Origin of the sequence: Haloechinothrix sp. LS1_15 (assembly GCF_033042135.1) — a bacterium.
In the GTDB taxonomy this organism is placed as follows: Bacteria; Actinomycetota; Actinomycetes; order Mycobacteriales; family Pseudonocardiaceae; genus Haloechinothrix.
Genome location: NZ_WBXM01000008.1, coordinates 18609 through 39006 on the forward strand (window position 1 = coordinate 18609; position 20398 = coordinate 39006).

Genomic DNA, 20398 nt, shown 5'->3' on the forward strand with positions numbered 1-20398 from the left:
ACGCACGGCGACGAACGATCCGGCCACGTCCCTGGGACACAGGTTCATACAGATTCATATTGTGACGTACGAACCTCCTCCTCAGCGCGGTTACGCCACGTGAGTGTCCAGCTTGTGACGCTCAGTACAGCTCGGCCAGCCGCTCCGCGACCTCCCCGTGTGGGTCGGCCACTTCCACGAGCTTGTCTCTGGCTCGCTGCCCACTCACGATCGTCACCTCACGGGCCCGCACCCCGAGTGCACCCGCCAGCACGGCCCTCACCGACTCGTTCGCCCGCCCACCTGACGCGGGCGCGGTGACCGCCACGATCAGCGCGGCGCCCCACGGGCCGTCGCGCAGACCACCGACCGCGTCCTTCTTGGCGTTCGGCTTGACCCTGACGGGAACGCGCAGTCGCCGCGCTTCCTGACCGGAACCGCTCAACGGACGGTCTCGACACGCACCCGTACCGGCCTGCCGTCACCGACGGTGCCACCGAAGCCATCCTCGCCACCGGAGCCGCCTGCACCGGCGGCGTCTACGGCACCACCTGCCACACTGCCGTAGACGACCCGGTCGGCAAGGGTCTCACCGGCGATGAACGCCTCGTGCGCACGCGCCGCTCCCGCCACGTCCTCGGGGGCGTCGATGCGCACCTCGATACGGTCGGCCACGTACAGCCCGGCATCCCTGCGCGCCTGCTGGATCACCCGCACCAGGTCCCGTGCCACGCCCTCCTCGGCGAGCTCGTCGGTCACCTCAGTGTCCAGCAGCACCAGTCCAGACCCCGCGGGCAACTCCGCCGCCGCGCCGTGATCGGCCGCCACGAAACGGCGCTCGTACTCCTCCTCGCGCAGCGCGATGCCCGCCGCGACCACCTCGCCACCCGAACCGGTGTGCCACTCGCCCGACTTGACCGCCTTGATGACCTTCTGCACATCCTTGCCGAGACGCGGACCCGCGGCACGCGCGTTCACCACCACCTCGAAGCTGCCGTACGAGGCGACATCGGTCGTCAACGCCACCTCCTTGACGTTGACCTCGTCGCGGAGGATGTCGGTGAACTCGGACAGCCGATCGGCATCCGCGGCCGCCACGGTCAGCCTCGCGAGCGGCAACCGCACGCGCAGCTGATTCGCCTTGCGCAGCCCCAGCGCCGCCGAGCACACCTGCTGGACACGGTCCATGGCCGCCACCAGGTCCGGCTCGGCCGGCAGCTCCTGGTGATCCGGCCAGTCACACAGGTGCACCGACCGGCCACCCGTCAATCCGCGCCACACCGCCTCGGTCGTCAACGGCAACAGCGGCGCCGCCACCCGGCACGTCACCTCGAGCACGGTGTGCAGCGTGTCGACCGCGTCGCGCTCCCCCGCCCAGAAGCGGTCGCGCGACCGCCGGATGTACCAGTTGGTCAACACCTCGAGGTACTCGCGGACAGCCTGGCAGGCACCCGCGATGTCGTAGTCGTCCATCTGCTCGGCGACCGACTCGACCAGCTCGGCCGTCTTGGCCAGGATGTAACGGTCGAGCACGTGCTCGGAGTCGGTTCGGAACCGTCCCTCGATGCCCTCGGCGTTGGCGTACAACGCGAGGAAGTACCACGAGTTCCACAGTGGCAACACCGCCTGCCGCACGGCGTCGCGGATGCCGCGCTCGGTGACGATCAGATCCCCACCCCGCAGGATCGGGCTGGCCATCAGGAACCAGCGCATCGCATCCGAGCCGTCGCGCCCGAACACCTCGTTGACGTCCGGGTAGTTGTTGCGCGACTTGGACATCTTCTGCCCGTCGTCGCCGAGCACGATGCCGTGCGCCACACAGTTGCGGAACGCCGGGCAGTCGAACAGCGCTGTGGCCAGCACGTGCAGCGTGTAGAACCAGCCGCGGGTCTGGCCGCTGTACTCGACGATGAAATCCCCGGGGAAGTGGTGCTCGAACCACGCCTCGTTCTCGAACGGGTAGTGGACCTGCGCGAACGGCATCGAGCCCGACTCGAACCAGCAGTCGAGCACCTCAGGAACCCGGCGCATGGTCGAACGACCCGTCGGGTCGTCGGGGTTGGGCCGGGTCAGCTCGTCGATGTACGGGCGGTGCAGGTCCGCAGGCCGCACACCGAAGTCGCGTTCCAGCTCGTCCAGCGAGCCGTACACGTCGGTACGCGGGTAGTTCGGGTCGTCGGAGATCCAAACCGGTATCGGCGACCCCCAGAAGCGGTTACGCGAGATACCCCAGTCCCTGGCGTTTTCCAACCACCGCCCGAACTGACCGTCTCTGATGTGTTCCGGAACCCAGTTGATCTGCTTGTTCAGTTCGACCATACGGTCACGGAACCGGCTGACGGCCACGAACCAGGACGACACCGCACGCTGGATCAACGGGTTATCGCACCGCCAGCAGTGCGGGTACGGGTGCTGGTAGGTATCGTGCCGCAGCACGAGTCCTTCGGCCTTCAGATCACGGATGATCGGCTTGTTCGCCTCGAAGATGTGCATCCCTTCGTACGGGGGCACCTCAGAACCGAACTCGCCCCTGGCGTTCACCGGCGTCGCCGGTTCAATCTCCGCCGCGTCGGTGACGACCTTGTCCTCCTCACCGTAGGCAGGAGCGATGTGCACCACACCCGTACCGGTGTCGGTCGTGACGTAGTCGGCGAGCAGGATGCGGTGCGCGTTGGCCCGCCCGGCGAAGAAATCGAACGGGGGTGTGTAGCGCGTTCCGGAGAGCTCGCTGCCTGCGAACCGGGCCACCACCTCGGGCTCGTCGCCAAGCTCGGCCGCGTAGGCGCCCAGCGTGCCCTCGGCAAGCAGGTACCGGCGGTCGCCAACGGCCACGACCACGTAGTCCAGATCCGGATGAACCGCCGCCGCGAGGTTGGCTGGCAGTGTCCACGGTGTCGTCGTCCACACCAGCGCGTACACCCCGTCGAGCTCGGCGCGGGCCGAGTGCAGCCGCAATCCGACTGTGACAGCGGGGTCCTGCCGGTCACGGTAGACGTCGTCCATCCTGGTCTCGGTGTTGGACAGCGGCGTCTCGCAGCGCCAGCAGTACCAGAGCACCCGGAACCCCTCGTAGACCAACCCCTTGTCCCAAAGGGTCTTGAACGCCCACATGACGCTTTCCATGTAGTCGGTGTCCAGCGTCTTGTAGTCGTTCTCGAAGTCCACCCAACGCGCCTGCCGGGTGACATAGTCTTGCCACTCGTCGGTGTACCGCAACACCGAGGAACGGCAGGCCGCGTTGAACTCCGCGATACCCATGGCCTCGATCTCGTTCTTGTGCGAGATCCCGAGCTGCTTCTCGGCTTCCACCTCGGCGGGCAGACCGTGGCAGTCCCAGCCGAACCGGCGCTCCACCCTGGCACCGCGCATCGTCTTGTACCGGGGGACGACGTCCTTGACGTAACCGGTCAGCAAGTGCCCGTAATGCGGCAGACCGTTCGCGAACGGCGGGCCATCGTAGAAGACGAACTCGTTCGCGCCGTTCTCCCCAGCCGGGCGCGCCTCGACGCTCGCTTGGAACGTCCCGTCGGCAGCCCAGTACTCGAAAACCTCGGCTTCCAGCTCGGGAAAGGACGGCTGGGAAGGCACGCCATCGTCGCCTGCGCCGCTACCGTGCGCTGCCTTGGGATAGGACATCGTGGTACTCCTCGGTGGTACGTTCCGCGATCAGTCGCTCGCACGGGCTCACACCCACGCGGGGACGGCAGGCCCACCCGTCGCCCGCCCTCTCAAGGACGCTCAGGCGAGCGACAGGATCTCGACGTACCGCGGTACCACCCCGCTTGCCCGCACGCCGTGCGGGCCGCTCATTGCTCGGCTGTGTCGGGCCGAACCCGTCCGGTTCTACTGAGGCCGCGCGCCAGGCGACCCGTTCTTCCGGAGGCTCCCCGGTGATAGCCGGATCATCGCCGCCACCGACCCGCGGGCGGGCCTGCGGCCCTGGTTCCCTCGGATCACTGGTGTGTCCAGGTTAACCCGCACACCGCGCGGGCGTGTAGCCAGGGGCGAGGCTGTACCTACCCGTCCGCTCGCTCACCCTGCTTACTCTCGCGGTATCCGGCTGCGAGGTGGGCGTCGGGGCCGCATCGGGCGCAAGGGGTGAATCCCAGATCCCTCGCTTCGGACACCGGCAACGGGATCGTGTCCCTATCCCCCAACCAACGGCACCGGGTCAGGTGGTATCGCGGATGCTCATCGACCACGAGAACCTCGTCGTCGAGCTCACACACGATCAGCAGGTCGGCTGCGTCCGTCTCCTCCTCGCCCGGATCCCCGGCGCCCACGGCTTCCGCGGTCTCCCCCGGCCCTTCGGAGCCTTCGGAATCCGGGTGCTCGCCTGTCCCCTCGGCGCCGCTGACGTGTTCGGGACCGATCACACCCTCGCGACCGGCGCCCTCGGCGGTTTCGGCGGCTTCGACATCCCCGGCGGGACGCACCTCGTCGCGTTCACCACCGAGTTCCGCGCCGTCCTCGACATCGTCCCCACCATCATCGCCGGTGCCGCTGTCCTGTCTCGCCGCAACGGAGCGCTCCCCGCCTCGCCGCCGCAACCAGTCCACGACCAGCAGCACCGCGGCTGCCCCCGAGCAGCCGATCGAGACCCACGCCCAGAGTGAAGCACCGGTGATCAGCGCCGCGATCAGCAGGCCCAACGCACCGAGAACGAGTACCAGGACGATGTAGAGCACGATGCCTCAGCTCAGTCGTCGAGTGTCGCCGTCACGGTAGCTACCCCGCCTCGGCCCGAGGTCCGAACGAGAAGCCCTGGCTGGCACCGCTCGAGTTGCCGCTCTGCGGGGCCGACGCCGATTCGGCGTGCGCACCACCGCCGCCGGAGGCCGGTGCCGAGGACGGTGCCGCGGATCCTCGGTCGTCCAGTTCCCGCAGTTGTGACTCCAGGAAGCCGCGCAACCTGGTGCGGTACTCGCGTTCGATGGTCCGAAGCTCGTCGATCTTTTTGCTCAGCGCGTCCTTCTCCGCGTTGAGCGCGTTCATGTGCTCGGTGTACTTGCGCTGTGCCTCGCGCTCCATGGTCGCGGCCTTGTCCCGCGACTGTCGCTCGATCGTCTCCGCACGCGTTCGCGCGTCGTTGAGCATCGTCTCCGCACGGGTGCGGGCCTCGTTCACCATCGAGTCCGCCTTCGAGCGAGCCTCCGACAGTAGCTGCTCGGACTTGGTTCGCGCCTCGGCGAGCATGCCGTCGGACTCGGCTTTGGCTTCCACCGTGAGACGGTCGGCCATCTCCTGGGCCAAGCCAAGGACCTTGGCCGCCTGCACGTTGGGCTCACTGCCGTCTCCGCCGAGATTGGCATGTTCCTGCGTCTGTTCGAGGGCTGACGGGGCGGGGACGGACGCCAGACGCCGGGACGGCTCGTCCTGGCGCGGCGCCTCGTGCTGCGCCGGCTCCCGACGAGCCTGCTGTGCAGCCGGAGCGCCCGAGGTCGCACCCTGCTGAAGCTCGTTCCGGGCCGATTCCAGCTCCGCGTCGAGCTGTTCGACCTGCTGACGCAGCTCGTTGTTCTCCTCAATCAGGCGGGCAAGCTCGGTCTCCACCAGGTCGAGGAAGGCGTCCACCTCGTCCTCGTTGTAGCCCCGTTTGCCAATCGGTGGCTTGCTGAACGCGACGTTGTGCACGTCAGCGGGGGTCAAGGACATCTGATCACCTCACGCACTCCAGGCCTGCGCGATACCCGGACCTGTTACCGGGCACCGGATAACGCCAGTTGCATCAGTATGAACACAACCAACAACAGCACCATAATCGATAAGTCCAGCCCCACGTTGCCAATCCGCACCGGTGGAATGAGACGCCGGAGCGCTTTGACAGGTGGGTCGGTCACTGTGTAGATGGTCTCGAGCGTTACCGCAACCCCTCCCGCTGGACGCCACTCTCGTGAGAACGCTCGAACCAGCTCGACCACCACCCTCGCGAGGAGGAAGAGCCAGTAGACGAACAACACGTAGTAGACGACAAGTAAGACCAGTTCCACGTGTCTAACTCTGCCACTTCTCAGCGACGGAGGAACAACCCGCCCTCGGCTATCCGTTGCCGGTCCTCCGCCGAGACGTCGATGTCCGGCGGGGAGAGCAGGAAAACCTTGTTGGTGACCTTGTCGATCGAGCCGTGCAGGGCGAAGGCGAGACCTGCAGCGAAGTCCACCAGACGCTTGGCGTCGGCGTTGTCCATCTCGGTGAGATTCATGATCACCGGACTGCCGTCCCGGAAGTGCTCGCCGATCTCCCTCGCCTCGCTGTACCCGCTGGGATGCAACGTGACGATCCGGCTCAGCGGATCCCTCCCGGCACCGGCCGATCCAGCAGCCTGCTCCGGAACCGGCCGTAACCGTGTCACCGGCTCCGGCTGCCGGTCCATCGCCAACGCGCCCGCGACCGCGGGCTCAGCCGACATGCCGCGCCCCCTGCCACGGGCGCGCCCACCCGGCTCGTCGAGTGGATCGGCAGGCATCCGGTAACCACCACGCCCCCTACGGGGCACCTGCTCCTCGCGATACTCGTCGTATCCCTGGTCATAGCCCCGGTCATAGCCGCGGTCGTAGCCGCCGTCACCACGGTGGCCGCGCCGGTATCCGTCCGGAGCCGCGTACTCCGGATAATCACCCGGGTAGTCGTCGTACCCCTCGTCGTCGGCTGGGATCATGCCGAAGTAGGCTTTCAGCCTCTGCAGCGTGCTCATGCTCTCCTCCGAGGGTGTACGCGGCCCAGGGTATGCCCCACCGTCACTCACGTGAGGCTAGCTCGCGCCCACCGAGCAACGCTGTTCCGACACGCACGCATGTCGATCCGTGCGCTATCGCGGATTCCAGGTCACCGCTCATCCCCGCCGAGAGCTCGACGAGATTGGGATAATCCTCACGGAGCCACCGAGCGATATCGGCGAATCGTGCGAATGCGCTATCATGATCGACTCCCTGCGGAGCCACGGTCATCAGACCCCGGAATCTCATTTCATCCGATCTAGTGATATTACTCACCAACTCGGGAAGCATGGCGGGTGAACACCCACCTCGATGAGGAGCCTCATCCAGGCTCACCTGGACGAGCACGTCCAACGGTCGCGACCGCCACCCCTTCTCCCGCGCTCGCGCCGCCGCCTGCTCCAACGCGTTCACCAGCCGCGGCGAGTCCACCGACTGCACCTCGTCGGCCCAGCGCACCACGGTACGGGCCTTGTTGCGCTGCATCCTGCCCACCATGTGCCAGCGAACATCGGCGTCCGGGCGGAGCCGCGTGAACTCCGCCACCTTCGCACCGGCCTCCTGGTCCTTGTTCTCGGCGAAATGCCGGACCCCGAGGTCGGAAAGCAACGCCGCATCCGAAGCGGGAAACGTCTTGGTGACCGCCACCAGCCGCACCCCTTCCGGATCCCTGCCCGCGCTCTCACAGGCAGCGGTCACCCGCGCTCGCAGAGCGTCCAGCGACCGGCGCAGCTGCTCGACACGTTCGGCATCCTGCAGGTTCACGTCGCTTCCATCCAGGTCACGGCTGCGATCCGGCCGGTGGTGCCCTGCCTGCGATAACTGAACAACGTCTCCTCCTCCACCGTGCACCGCGGATCCACCCCGATCTTGCCGACGCCGATCCCCGCGAGCTGCTGCCACAATCCTGCCCGCAGATCGATCCCAGCGGTCCCTCGCCTGCTCCGGCACGCGCTGCCCGGAAGGTGGGTCGCCACGTCGTCCGCCATCTCGCGCGGCACCTCGTAGCACGCCCCGCAGATGGCCGGGCCGAGCAGCACCTCGATACGCGAGGTACGCGCCCCCAGCGAGCGCATGGCCTCCACAGCGGCAGGCACGACACCGACGCGAGCACCCACCCGGCCGGCGTGCACCGCGGCGACCACACCCACTTCGGGCTCGGCGAGCAGCACGGGGACGCAGTCGGCCACCAAGGCCGCCACCGCCATGCCCGGCGCGGCGGTCACCAGCGCGTCGGTGGCTTCCGCTGGCGCGTCGATCGGACCGTCCACCACGGTGACGGTGCGCCCGTGCACCTGTTCCATCCAGGCGATCCGCTCGCCGGTCAGGCCGAGCTCACGTGCCAGCCGGGCACGATTGGCCGCGACCGCATCAGGGTCGTCACCGACAGCGTCGCCGAGGTTGAAGCTGTCGTACGGAGCACGTGAACACCCTCCGGCGCGCGTGGTCACCACTCGACGTATCCGCACGCTGGACCTCCCGGCAGTGCCAGCTGGCTGCCCGTTGGCTGCTATCTGTCCGCTACCGGCCGCTTGGTCTGCCCGGTAGCACCTCGGCTACCTCGCTCGTGCCCTCCCGGCCCCGGTCTCGGGCATGTCGGGGTACGGCACGATGCGAGAACCCTCTGGTGGCTCAGCCTAAACGGCACCGCACGCCGCCCGGCAGACCGGGCAGGCCGGGCACAGCGCCCGGTTACCGGCGCATGAACGGTGGGACGTCCACGTCATCGTCGTCGGCAGCGGCGTCCTCTTCTGTCACCGGAACAGCCCGGTGAGGCAGGCTACCGCGCGTGCCGTTACCCGCGGCGGCGTTCCCGCCATGCTGCGACTGCGGCAGCGAACCGCCATGTTGTGCGGTGCCACCCCGCGCGGATTCCCCGCCCGCGGCGGGCTGCTGCCGCACGGGAGGCTGCTCCTCGGAACGCGAACCCGACGAGCGACCGCTGCCGCCGCCGAGCGTGCCCGCTTCCGCCGAGGCCGTCGAGGACGAGCTCCCCGGCGATGCGGTCGAGGACGAAACAGCGGGCGGGTCCAGCTTCTTATGGGTCGGAGCGCCCGCATCGAACCCGGCGGCGATAACGGTCACCCGCACCTCGTCGCCGAGCGAGTCATCGATGATCGTGCCGAAGATGATGTTCGCTTCCGGGTGCGCCGACTCCTGTACCAGCGAGGCGGCTTCGTTGATCTCGAAGAGTCCGAGATCCGAACCGCCCGCGATCGACAGCAACGCGCCGTGCGCGCCGTCCATCGAGGCCTCGAGCAGGGGCGAGTTGATGGCCTTCTCGGCAGCCTGCACCGCCCTACCCTCACCACGTGCCGAACCGATACCCATCAACGCGCTACCGGCACCGGACATGACGCTCTTGACATCGGCGAAGTCGAGGTTGATCAGGCCCGGCGTCGTGATGAGGTCGGTGATGCCCTGCACACCCGACAGCAGCACCTCGTCGGCCGACCGGAACGCGTCCATCAGCGAGACCCCGATGTCGCCGAGCTGCAGCAACCGGTCGTTGGGGATGACGATCAGCGTGTCGCACTCGTTGCGCAGCTCCTGGATCCCCTCCTCGGCTTGCGATCCCCTGCGCTTGCCCTCGAAAGAGAACGGCCGGGTGACCACGCCGATAGTGAGCGCGCCGAGCTTGCGAGCGACCTGGGCGACCACGGGTGCGCCACCCGTACCGGTACCGCCACCCTCGCCCGCGGTCACGAAGACCATGTCGGCGCCCTTGAGCACCTCTTCGATCTCGTCGGCGTGATCCTCGGCCGCGCGCTGCCCCACATCGGGGGCGGCTCCCGCGCCGAGACCACGGGTGAGTTCCCTGCCGATGTCGAGCTTCACATCGGCATCCGACATCAGCAACGCCTGAGCGTCGGTGTTCACCGCGATGAACTCGACCCCCTTGAGGCCGACCTCGATCATCCGGTTCACGGCGTTCACACCACCGCCGCCGATACCGACGACTTTGATCACCGCGAGGTAGTTGTGCGGGGGCGTCATCGGGTCCGCCTTCCTGCTCGTGGCTCCAGGTCCGCTGCGTCTGCGCCCGAAGTCAATCACCCGACCGGTCATCCACCGGCGAGAAACCCTCAACCTCAACATGAGGTTCAGAATTATGTCAACTTCCGACGCTGTGTCTGGACGGTAAGCATCGTCCACCGGTGGAATCCAGCAGCCACGCCGGGCGTGGGGCCGAACGTGACATTCAGCGCCACCCCACATCGACTCTCATTCTGAGCTACCTACGAAACCGTAGGTAGCTCAGGACTCGAGACGCCCACCCGTCGCCCGACCACCACCCCACATCGACTCTCATTCTGAGCTACCTACGAAACCGTAGGTAGCTCAGGACTCGAGACGTCATATACGTCGCCGGGTTGGGTGAGGATGGCGTCGAGGACGCGGGCTTTGCGGTCGGGTTGCCCGGCGTCGCCCCAGTGCACCGTCTCGCCGCCTGCCAAGGTGAACTCCACACTGCCTGGAGTGTCCGCGCCGATCGTGGTCACCGACTCGCGCAGCTCACCCGGCAACGTGGCCAGCACCTCCATCACTGCCTCGGTCACCTCATCCTCCGACGACACGGTCTCCGTGCGCAGCTCGGGCAGTCCGTCTGGCGGATCGCCGACCTCGTGGAACGGCACCCCGTGCTCGTCCACCAGCCGGATGCCGTCATGGGCGGCGAAGTAGGCGACCTCCTCGCGTTCGATGACCTCGATCCTGATGGTCGACGGCCACGACCGCCCGACCTCGGCACGCTCGACCTCGTCGATCCCGGCGACGCGGTCGGCCACTTCCTCCGTATCCACCCGCAACATCGGGCGCTGGTCCGGGATCGCAGCCAGCTCCTCGACAGCCTCCTGCGAGGCCCGGTGCACCCCGCTCACGTCGACCGACCGCACCCCGAGCAGCGAAGTGAACAGCAGCAGGTACACCACACCACCCACGGCGAGCACGCACAGCACCGCGACGGCACGCCGTAACAGGATCCTGCCGCGCGAGGGGCGTGCCCGCGCCGCAGCACCGCGCCGGGACCGGCCCGCCACCGCCTACCCCTCGGGTACCGGCGCCGCGGCGGCAGCGTCCGCGACTCCCGCGTCCAGCTCCCTGATGATCTCGGCACCGAGCTGGGTGACATCGCCGGCGCCCATCGTGATCAACAGGTCGCCTGGCCGCACGATCCCGGCGGCCAACGTCGCCGCGCGGTCGAAGGCGGGTTCGTAGCGTACCGTAGCGCGCGTGATCCGGTCGGCGATCAGCGCTCCCGACACTCCTGGCACCGGCTCCTCCCGTGCGCCATAGATATCCAGCACCACCACCTCGTCCGCGAGTTCCAGCGCCTCGGCGAACTCGTCGGCGAACGCCATGGTCCGCGAGTACAGGTGTGGCTGGAACACCACGACCACACGGTCCCGACCCGCCGCGTGCCGCGCGGCACGTAGCTGCGCGGCCACCTCGGTGGGATGGTGCGCGTAGTCGTCGTAGACCCGCACATCGCCTGCCCGCCCTTTGAACTCGAACCGGCGCCGAACCCCGGTGAACGCGGCGAGCCCGTCGACCAGATCGTCCACACCGGCACCGAGCTCATCCCCGGCGAGCAGCGCGGCGACCGCGTTGAACGCCATGTGCTCGCCGGGAACCGGCAGCCGGACGTCCCGCTGCTGACCGTGCAGTGCGATCCGCACCGTGCCGCCGTCCTCGCTCGGCCGGTAGTCCAGTACCCGGGCATCGGAGTCAGCGGAGGCGTTCCTGCCGTAGCGCCGTACCCGCACGCCGTCGGCGAGCAGGCCGCGCGAGACGGCTTCGGTTGCCAACCGTTCCGCCGCCGGGTCGTCGGCACACACCACCAACGCACCACCCGGCCGGATCCGGCCGACGAACTCCTCGAAGGTCGAGCTGTAGGCTTCCACCGAGCCGTGGTGGTCGAGATGGTCCGGCTCGATATTGGTCACCACGGCGACCTCGGGGTCGTACGACAGGAACGAGCCGTCGCTCTCGTCGGCTTCGGCGACGAAGATTCCCCCACTGCCGTGATGCGCGTTCGCTCCCGATTCGTTGAGATCCCCGCCGATGGCGAACGACGGATCGAGCCTGCAGTGCTGCAGCGCCACCGTCAGCATCGACGTGGTCGACGTCTTGCCGTGCGTCCCGGTAATGCACGCGACGGTGTGGCCCGCCATCAACTCCGCGAGGGCTTCCGAGCGGTGCAGGACCGGGATGCCTCGGTCCCTCGCGGCCGCCAGTTCCGGGTTCGTTTCCCTGATCGCGGTGGAGACGATCACCGCGCTCGGCGAGGCGCCGGTGATGTCGAGATTGGCCGCATCCTGGCCGATCGCGATCTCGGCCCCTTGCGCGCGCAGCGTGAGGAAGGCGCGCGAGTCCTTGGCGTCCGAGCCACTCACCATCGCGCCTCTGGCCAGCAGGATGCGGGCGATACCGCTCATACCCGCGCCACCGATACCGATCAGGTGGGCGCACCGCAACACGTCAGGAACGGCTGTCATTCACGCTTCCCCTCTTGCCGGTCGGGCAAGGCACCGCACGCCTGCAGCACCATCTCGGCCAGCACCTCGTCCGCGCTGCCGTGGCCGAGGCCGGTGGCAGCCGCGCTCATTGTCTCCAACCGTGCCGCATCGGTGGCCAGCGGCACGACCTGCTGCGCCACCCAGTCCGCCGTCAGCTCGGCGTCGGCGACCATCGTCGCCGCCCCTGCCCGTACCGCGGGCCGGGCGTTGAGCTCCTGCTCCCCGTTGCCATGCGGCAGCGGCACGAACACCGCGGGCAGCCCGACCGCCGAGACCTCCGCCACGGTCATCGCCCCCGACCGACACAGCGCCAGATCGGCCGCCGCGTAAGCCAGGTCCATGCGCTCCAAGTACGGCACGGTCACGTACCGGGGCCCTGCCCCGCCGGAGCTCGATTCCCCGGTCACTGCCAGCGTATTGCCCGGGCCGTGCGCGTGCAGCACGCCGATCCCCGCCGCCGCGAGATCGCCCGCTGCCTCTGACACAGCGGTATTGAGCGTCCGTGCACCCTGCGAACCACCGAACACCAGCACCGTGGGCGCGTTCTGGTCGAGGCCGAAATGCTCGCGCGCCTCGGCCCGCAACGCGCTACGGTCGAGTGTGGTGATGGACCGCCGCAGCGGCATACCGACCGTCTCGCCGCCGCGCAGCGACGCGTCCGGTGTGGCGACCGCCACCCGCTCGGCGAACCGCGCGCCCACCTTGTTGGCCAGTCCCGGACGCTGGTTCGCCTCGTGCACCACGATCGGCATCCTGCCGCGAGCGGCCAGGTAAGCGGGCAACGCGACGTAACCACCGAACCCCACCACCACGTCGGCACCGACCCGCTGGAGCACCCGGCGGGTCGCGGCGACCGAACGCCAAACCTTGGCAGGCATGCGGAGCAGCTCTAGCCCGACAGAGCGCGGCATCGGCACCGGGGGAATCAACTCGAGCTCGTACCCCCGGTCGGGCACCAGGGTCGTCTCCAGTCCCCGCTCGGTACCCAACGCGACCACCCGCGCATCCGGCCGGAGCCGCCGCACCGCATCGGCGAGCGCGAGTGCCGGCTCGATGTGGCCCGCCGTTCCCCCGCCTGCCACCACAACCGTGGGCGTGCTCACCTGCGTCCTCCACGTTGTCCTCGTCGTTGCCCCCGGCGCTGCTTCGGCGGCGCCCGGTGCGCCTGCGTGGCCGAGCTCGGCCGCTGGCCGCCACCCGCATCACGGCCCGCGGGCCTGCCGCCACCCCGCGACTTCGACCGGGCGGCCGTGCGATTGGCTTTCGGCCGGTACGGGTCAGGCGCGGGCAAGCGCAGCAGCTTGCCGAACTTACCCGGCCCCTGATTGCGCAGCGCGGCCACCGCCTCCGGCTCGTGGCGAGCGCAGTTGGCCAATACGCCGAAGGAGAACATGGTAACGACCAGCGAGGTGCCACCATAAGAGATCATCGGCAGCGGGATCCCGGTGATCGGGAGCAACCCGACAACGTACCCGATATTGATGCCCGCCTGGCCGACGATCCAGACCGTCAACGTCCCTGCGACGATACGGATCCACGGGTCGAGGTTGCGCGCCGCGATCCGCAGCCCGACCACAGCCACCGCGGCGAACAGCCCGATCACCACGCACGCACCGATCAGCCCGAGTTCCTCACCGATGAGCGCGAAGATGAAATCGTTGTGCACGCTCGGCAGGTACTGCCACTTGGACGCGCCCTGACCGAGACCAGCGCCGAACAGCCCACCATCAGCCAGCGCGAACATCGCCTGGCGCGCCTGCCAGCCGGTTCCCTGCGGGTCGGCCTCAAGATCCAGGAAGGTCATCACCCGGGCTAGCCGGTACGGCGCGATCACCGCCAGCACCCCGACGGCCAGCGCTGCCACCCCTGACACCAGAATGAACAGCAGTTTCGGCGCCCCAGCGAACCACAGCAGGGCGAGCAGCACCACGCCGAGGCTGACCGTGCTGCCCAGGTCCGGCTGGGCGATCACCAGGGCGAACATCACCAGCGCCACCGGGACGATCGGGACGAGCAGGTGGCGCCACTGGTGCAGCAACGAACTCTTGCTGACCAGGATGTGGGCGCCCCACAACGCGAGCGCGAGCTTGGCCAGCTCCACCGGTTGCACGTAGATCGGACCGAGCGCGAAGGAGCGTTGTGCGCCGAACACCGAAGTACCCAGCGGGCTGAGCACCATGGCCAGCATGGCGACGCTGGCCACGAGCAGCACCGGAGCCACCTGCCTGAGCAGCCGCAACGGACACCGCAGCGCCACCAAGAACGCCGCGGCCCCGATCGCGACGAACATCAGGTGCCTACCGAACAGCGCGTAGACCTGCCCGCCCGCACCGGAAGCGGGCGACGAGGCCGACAGCACCATCACGATGCCGATCAGCGTGAGCAACCCGCACAGCGCCAGTACGAGGTGGAACGAGGCCAGCGGCCGGGACAGCCAAGCGGTCAGTGCGCTGCGCACGGCGGACAATCGAGCCATGGCACCACGATCGGTGCCCTGCGTTCGCCTGCTACGCACTCCTTTCCCCCGCGTCGACGTCCGCTCGGTGACCACGGCCTTACCCGCGCAGCGAACGCACCGCAGCCGCGAACGCGTCACCGCGGTGCGCGTAGCTGCGGAACATGTCCAGCGACGCGGCGGCAGGCGCCAGCAGCACCACGTCACCGGAACGCGCCATCGCGCTCGCTGCCCCTACTGCGGCTGCCATGACACCATCGTCACCCGGATCGGGGTGAATCAGCGGAATATCCGGGGCGTGTCGCGCGACAGCGTCCGCGATCACACCGGCGTCGGCGCCGATCACCACAACGCCGCGCAGCCGCCCGGCATGCTCGGCCACCAGCGCGTCCACCGTCTCCGGCGAGGCACCCTTGAGCTGCCCCCCGGCGATCCACACCACGTGGTCGTACGCGGCAAGCGAACCGCCCGCGGCGTGCGGGTTGGTGGCCTTGGAGTCGTTGACGTAACGCACGCCGCCGACCTCGGCGACCAGCGTCGCACGGTGGTCCTCTGGCCGGAAGGCCAGCAGACCCTCCCGCACCGCCTCGGCGCTGACGCCGTAGCCACGAGCGAGTGCCGCGGCGGCCAACGCGTTGACCACGTTGTGCGGCCCTGCCGGGCGTATCTCGGAGGTCGGGCACAACGACACGGGCTGCGTATCCTCCCCGAACGCGCGGTCGACCAACATGCCGGAGTCGACCCCCAGCTCGCCCTGCGCGGGCGGGCCGGGCACGATACCGACGCGGCGCGCGTCCCCGGGAGCGCGCCGGTGCGCCAACGTCCCGGAGTATCGGTCCTGCGCGTTGTACACAGCCAGACGGGTTCGGTCGTAGATGCTTCCCTTGGCCTCGGCGTAGGCGCTCATCGATCCGTGCCAGTCGAGGTGATCCTCCGCCACGTTGAGTACCACCGCGGCGTACGGCGCCAGGCCGCGGGACCAGTGCAACTGGAAGCTGGACAGCTCGACGGCCAGCACCTCGTAACCGGAACGCACCGCGTCGGTGACCGCGAATCCCACGTTGCCGCAAGCCACCGCGTGCCGCCCGGCCGCGACCAGGATCTCGGCCAGCATGCTCACCGTAGTGGACTTCCCGTTCGTCCCGGTCACCGCCAGCCACACCGGCGGCCGCTGCCTGGCCTGCCCTAGCTGCCATGCCAGCTCGACGTCCCCGATCACCTCGATGCCTGCGTCGGCGGCAGCACGCAGCACCGGCGTGTTCTGGCGCCATCCGGGGCTGGTCACCACCAGGTCGGTGCCCTCGGGGGGCGAGGTCAACCCCGGAACGCACGTCACCGCAACCGTCGCCGCGAGCCGGTCGAGCTGCTCGGCGCGCTCATCGGTGACCGTCACCAGCGCACCGGCCTCGACCAGCGCACCGGCCACCGACTCGCCGGTGACCCCGGCGCCAGCCACCAACACCCGACGACCGGCGAGGGGGATCACGACAACCCACCCACGGCGGCGAGCTGTTCACCATAGAACAACACGAGCCCGAGCATGCAGCAGATCGCGGCGAGCAGCCAGAACCGAATGATCACCGTGGTCTCGGCCCAGCCCGCGAGCTCGAAGTGATGATGGAAGGGCGCCATGCGGAACAGCCTGCGGCCGGTGGTGCGGAACACCGCGATCTGCAGCACCACCGAGACCATCTCCACGACGAAGAGGCCACCGATGACGATCGCCAGCAGTTCGGTACGCGTGGTCACCGACAGGCCCGCGATCAGGCCGCCGAGCGCGAGCGACCCGGTGTCACCCATGAAGATCTTCGCCGGCGCGGCGTTCCACCACAGGAACCCGATACACGCGCCCGTCGCCGCCGCGGCGACCACTGCGAGGTCGAGCGGATCGCGCACGTCGTAGCAGGCGGGCTGCGGCGTCTCCGCGCACGCCAGCCGCGCCTGCCAGAACGAGATCACGACATAGGTGCCCAGCACCATCGCGGCGGCACCGCCTGCCAGACCGTCCAGCCCGTCGGTGAAGTTCACCGCGTTGGACCAGGCCGCGATGAGCAGGTAGCAGAAGATGATGAAAACGGGCAGCGGAAACACGATCAGCGCGAGGTCGCGCACGTACGACAGGTTCGTCGATGCCGGGGTCAGGCCGCGCTCGTCGGCGAACTGGATCGCCAGGATCGCGAACACCACCGCGATCACCAGCTGCCCGACGAGCTTGGATGTCTTGTTCAGCCCGAGGTTGCGCTGCTTGCGGATCTTGATGAAGTCGTCGAGGAACCCCACGACCCCCAAGCCGGTGGCCAGGAACAGCACCAGCAAAGCCGAGGCTGACGGGCCGCCGCCGTCGGCCGATCCCACCCACCGCAGCAGGTGCGCGGTGCCGTACCCCACCAGCGTCGCGATGATGATCGCGACGCCGCCCATGGTGGGGGTACCCCGCTTCGACCGGTGTCCGTCAGGGCCTTCCTCCCGGATCTCCTGGCCGAAGCCTTGCTTGGAGAACTCCCTGATCAGGTAAGGGGTGAGCAGGATAGAGACGAGCAGGCCCACCGAGGCCGCGATCAGGATGCTGATCACGCGCTATCACCGTCCCGCACGAACGGGGACTCCAGCACCGCATCGGCCACCCGCCACAGCTCGGCGATCTTGGATGCCTTCACCAGCAGCACGTCCTGCCCCGAAAGCTCCTCGCGCAGCAGCTCGATCGCGGCATCGGCGTCCGGCACAAGCACCGACTCCCGGCCCCACGAGCCTTCGAGACAGGCTCCCCGGTGCATCGCGGCGGCCTCCTCGCCGACCACCACCAGGCGGTCGATGTTCAACCGCACGGCCAGCCTGCCGATCTCGTCGTGCGCGGCGGTGGCTGCCTCGCCCAGTTCTGCCATCACACCGAGTACCGCCCACGAACGACCTCCCGCTGCCCTGCGGTGCTCGCTCATCGCGGCCAGCGCCTTCAATGCCGCCCGCACCGATTCCGGGTTGGCGTTGTACGAATCGTTGAGCACGGTGACGCCGTCGCCGCTGGTGACGACCTCCATCCGGCGCTCCGAGCGGCGCGTGACGCCGGACAGCCGCTCGGCGATCTCCGCGACATCACCGCCCAACTCCAGCGCGACCGCCGCGGCGACCAGCGCGTTGGACACCTGGTGCTCACCGCTCAACGGCAGCGTCACCTCGGCCGACCCCTCAGGAGTGTGGAGCTGGAAGCTCGGCCGGGCCTGCTCGTCGAGCCGGATGTCGGTGGCGCGGATCTCGGCCTGCTCGGCGGTACCCACCGGCACCACTCGTGCCGCGGTGCGCTCGCGCATCGCCGCGACGAGCGGATCATCCACGTTGAGCACCGCGACGCCACCGTCGTCCGCGGCGGGCAGCGCCTCGACGAGCTCACCCTTGGCCGTGGCGATCCGCTCGCGGGAGCCGAACTCGCCCACGTGGGCGGAGCCGACGTTGAGCACCGCCCCGATGCGGGGCGGTGCGATAGCGGCGAGCTCGGCAATGTGCCCCATGCCCCGCGCGGAGAGCTCCAGTACCAGGTGACGGGTACTCGCGTCGGCGCGCAATGCGGTCCACGGGTGACCGAGTTCATTGTTGAACGACCCCGGCGGAGCGATCGTCGGGCCGAGCGGCTCCAGCAGCTGCGCGATCAGGTCCTTGGTTGAGGTCTTTCCAGAGGACCCAGTAAGCCCCACCACCGTGAGCGACGTGCGCGACAACCGTTGGACGACCGCGCGTGCCAGCTTGCCGAGCGCGGCCAGCACCGCGGCACCGGAACCATCGGTGTCGCCGGAAAGCGCGACCGAGCCGGTACCGGTGACCCCCTCGGCCTCGCGGGGCACGATCACCGACGGCGCATCGACCTCGCGCGCAGCGAGCACCCCGCTCGCCCCGGCAGCGACCGCCGCCGCCGCGAAGGAATGCCCGTCGACTCGCTCACCAGGCAACGCGACGAACAGGCCGCCTTCGGCGATCTTCCTCGAATCGAACTCCACTCCGGCGGTCACCCGCTCGCTGCCGTCGGCGTGGTGCAGCACGCCACCGGTGATCTCGGCGACCTCCGCCAGGGTTAATGGGATCACTTCTGCGCCTCGATTCGGTTGCGCAATGCCGATGCCAGTTCCTCCCGATCGGAGAAGGGATGAACCACCTCACCGATCACCTGTCCCGATTCGTGTCCCTTACCCGCCACGAGAACCACGTCTCCTTGGTGGGCAAGTTCGACCGCGTAAGCGATCGCCTCGCGGCGGTCGCCGATCTCGCACACCTCACCACCCTGCGAGGGCCCGACCATGCGCGCGCCGGACAGGATGGCCGATCGGATCGCCTCCGGGTCCTCGCTCCGTGGGTTGTCATCGGTGACGATCAGTACGTCGCTGCGCCGCACCGCCGATTCGCCCATCAACGGCCGCTTGGTGACGTCCCGGTCTCCCCCGCATCCCAGCACCGTGATGACCCGCCCCTCGGTCTGCAGCCGGAGCGCGTCCAGCGCTTGGGCGACCGCGGCGGGTTTGTGCGCGTAGTCGACCACTGCGGTGAAGTCCTGCCCCTCATCGACCCGCTCCATCCGGCCGGGTACCACGGCGTCGGCCAGGCCGGTGGCGATGTGCTCGCCCGGCACGCCGCAGGCGTCGAGCACGGCGGCTGCCAGCAGCGCGTTGGTGACGTTGAACTCCCCCGGCAACCGGAGCGTGGTGCTGATCCGCTGCCCGGCCGGACCGTGCATGACGAACGACTGCTCCCCCGTCGCCGTCGTCGAACGGTCGGTGGCGGTCCAGTTCGCGCCGGAGTTCGGGTCGTTGGCCACCGTGACGGTGTGCGGCCGGACCAACTCCTGGCCCCAGGCGGTGTCGATCGCCACGACCTCGACCGTGGCACGCCCGTCGAACAGGATCGCCTTGGCTTCGAAGTACTCGGCCATGTCCCGGTGGAAATCCAGGTGATCCTGCGAGAGGTTGGTGAACGCCCCCACCGCGAACCGCGTACCGTTCACCCTTCCCAGCGCCAGCGCGTGGCTGGACACCTCCATAGGCACGTGAGTCACGCCCTGCTCCACCATGGCGGCGAACAGTGCCTGCAGGTCAGGTGCTTCCGGCGTGGTGAACGAGCTGGTCTGCCGCTTGCCCGCGATGCGTGTCTCCACCGTCCCCACCAGGCCGGTGGTCAGTCCCGCCGCCCGCAGGCCCGACTCGACCAGGTACACGGTGGTCGTCTTGCCTGAGGTGCCGGTGATTCCCAGCACGTTCAGTCGGAGCGAGGGTTCGTCGTAGATCCACGCCGCCACGTCACCCAGCACGCCGCGCGGGTCGTCGTGCACCACCACCGGAACGTCCACCCGGCTGACCCCGGGTCGTTGGGCGCCGTCGGCATCGGTGAGGATCGCCACAGCACCGGCGTCGACCGCCTCGGCCGCGAAGTCCGCGCCGTGCGTGCGTGCTCCGGGCAGTGCCGCGTACAGATCGCCGGGACGGACCTGCTGCGCGCGCAACGTCACCCCGGTGATCGGCGCATCGACGCCGCTGCTGTCCCGGATGAGCCTGCCGTCCGCACGCGCGACCAGCGTGGTCAGCGGGACAGGCTCGGTGACACGTGGCCGCACCGGCAGGTGTTCCGCGGTCACCACCTCGTCCCCTTTCGGGTCTTCAGCTTCGTGGTCCCGAGATCGTCTCGGCGTCCCAGTATTGTCGACCGGCACGGGCGGAAGGTTACCGGCGTGTGGTCGGCACTGTTGCGCCCGG

The 20398-nt window shown here is 68.8% G+C and carries 17 protein-coding genes; all 17 read right to left on the reverse strand.

What is annotated here, in order from left to right; all coding sequences use genetic code 11:
• Nucleotides 1–121: 121 nt before the first annotated feature.
• A complete protein-coding gene (locus F8178_RS13455; protein WP_317495120.1) occupies nucleotides 122–424 on the reverse strand; it encodes a DUF167 domain-containing protein in 303 nt (100 codons plus the stop codon).
• The gene (gene ileS, locus F8178_RS13460; RefSeq protein ID WP_317495121.1) at nucleotides 421–3615 is read right to left on the reverse strand and encodes an isoleucine--tRNA ligase; all 3195 of its coding nucleotides are present in this window, start codon (nucleotides 3613–3615) and stop codon (nucleotides 421–423) included. Before ileS ends, F8178_RS13455 begins: the two co-directional genes overlap by 4 nt.
• Nucleotides 3616–3995: 380 nt before the next feature.
• Complete coding sequence (locus tag F8178_RS13465) at nucleotides 3996–4667, reverse strand: hypothetical protein (protein WP_317495122.1); 672 nt, start codon at nucleotides 4665–4667, stop codon at nucleotides 3996–3998.
• Nucleotides 4668–4707: 40 nt separating this feature from the next.
• Nucleotides 4708–5634, reverse strand: coding sequence for a DivIVA domain-containing protein (locus F8178_RS13470; RefSeq protein ID WP_317495123.1), 927 nt, complete (start codon nucleotides 5632–5634; stop codon nucleotides 4708–4710).
• 44 nt (nucleotides 5635–5678) lie between these two features.
• Nucleotides 5679–5969 (reverse strand): YggT family protein, encoded by a 291-nt coding sequence (locus F8178_RS13475; protein ID WP_317495124.1) that lies wholly within the window; start codon nucleotides 5967–5969, stop codon nucleotides 5679–5681.
• 20 nt (nucleotides 5970–5989) lie between these two features.
• On the reverse strand, nucleotides 5990–6673 hold the full coding sequence (locus F8178_RS13480; protein WP_317495125.1) for a cell division protein SepF: 684 nt from the start codon (nucleotides 6671–6673) through the stop codon (nucleotides 5990–5992).
• Nucleotides 6674–6716: 43 nt separating this feature from the next.
• Complete coding sequence (locus tag F8178_RS13485) at nucleotides 6717–7454, reverse strand: YggS family pyridoxal phosphate-dependent enzyme (protein WP_317495303.1); 738 nt, start codon at nucleotides 7452–7454, stop codon at nucleotides 6717–6719.
• Between the two features lie 2 nt (nucleotides 7455–7456).
• A complete protein-coding gene (gene pgeF / locus F8178_RS13490; RefSeq protein ID WP_317495126.1) occupies nucleotides 7457–8164 on the reverse strand; it encodes a peptidoglycan editing factor PgeF in 708 nt (235 codons plus the stop codon).
• Nucleotides 8165–8387: 223 nt separating this feature from the next.
• The gene (gene ftsZ, locus F8178_RS13495) at nucleotides 8388–9692 is read right to left on the reverse strand and encodes a cell division protein FtsZ (RefSeq protein ID WP_317495127.1); all 1305 of its coding nucleotides are present in this window, start codon (nucleotides 9690–9692) and stop codon (nucleotides 8388–8390) included.
• A 326-nt stretch (nucleotides 9693–10018) separates the two neighbouring features.
• Nucleotides 10019–10735, reverse strand: coding sequence for an FtsQ-type POTRA domain-containing protein (locus F8178_RS13500; protein WP_317495128.1), 717 nt, complete (start codon nucleotides 10733–10735; stop codon nucleotides 10019–10021).
• Between the two features lie 3 nt (nucleotides 10736–10738).
• On the reverse strand, nucleotides 10739–12193 hold the full coding sequence (gene murC / locus F8178_RS13505) for a UDP-N-acetylmuramate--L-alanine ligase (protein WP_317495129.1): 1455 nt from the start codon (nucleotides 12191–12193) through the stop codon (nucleotides 10739–10741).
• Nucleotides 12190–13317 (reverse strand): undecaprenyldiphospho-muramoylpentapeptide beta-N-acetylglucosaminyltransferase, encoded by a 1128-nt coding sequence (gene murG / locus F8178_RS13510; protein ID WP_317495130.1) that lies wholly within the window; start codon nucleotides 13315–13317, stop codon nucleotides 12190–12192. The genes murC and murG overlap by 4 nt, the downstream gene beginning before the upstream one ends.
• Nucleotides 13314–14690, reverse strand: a complete 1377-nt coding sequence (gene ftsW / locus F8178_RS13515) for a putative lipid II flippase FtsW (protein WP_317495131.1) — start codon at nucleotides 14688–14690, stop codon at nucleotides 13314–13316. The genes murG and ftsW overlap by 4 nt, the downstream gene beginning before the upstream one ends.
• Before the next feature lie 79 nt (nucleotides 14691–14769).
• A complete protein-coding gene (gene murD, locus F8178_RS13520; protein ID WP_317495304.1) occupies nucleotides 14770–16152 on the reverse strand; it encodes a UDP-N-acetylmuramoyl-L-alanine--D-glutamate ligase in 1383 nt (460 codons plus the stop codon).
• Nucleotides 16152–17243, reverse strand: coding sequence for a phospho-N-acetylmuramoyl-pentapeptide-transferase (gene mraY, locus F8178_RS13525; protein ID WP_317495132.1), 1092 nt, complete (start codon nucleotides 17241–17243; stop codon nucleotides 16152–16154). Before mraY ends, murD begins: the two co-directional genes overlap by 1 nt.
• On the reverse strand, nucleotides 17240–18742 hold the full coding sequence (gene murF, locus F8178_RS13530; protein ID WP_317495133.1) for a UDP-N-acetylmuramoyl-tripeptide--D-alanyl-D-alanine ligase: 1503 nt from the start codon (nucleotides 18740–18742) through the stop codon (nucleotides 17240–17242). Before murF ends, mraY begins: the two co-directional genes overlap by 4 nt.
• On the reverse strand, nucleotides 18739–20280 hold the full coding sequence (locus F8178_RS13535) for a UDP-N-acetylmuramoyl-L-alanyl-D-glutamate--2,6-diaminopimelate ligase (protein WP_317495134.1): 1542 nt from the start codon (nucleotides 20278–20280) through the stop codon (nucleotides 18739–18741). The genes murF and F8178_RS13535 overlap by 4 nt, the downstream gene beginning before the upstream one ends.
• Between the last annotated feature and the right edge of the window lie 118 nt (nucleotides 20281–20398).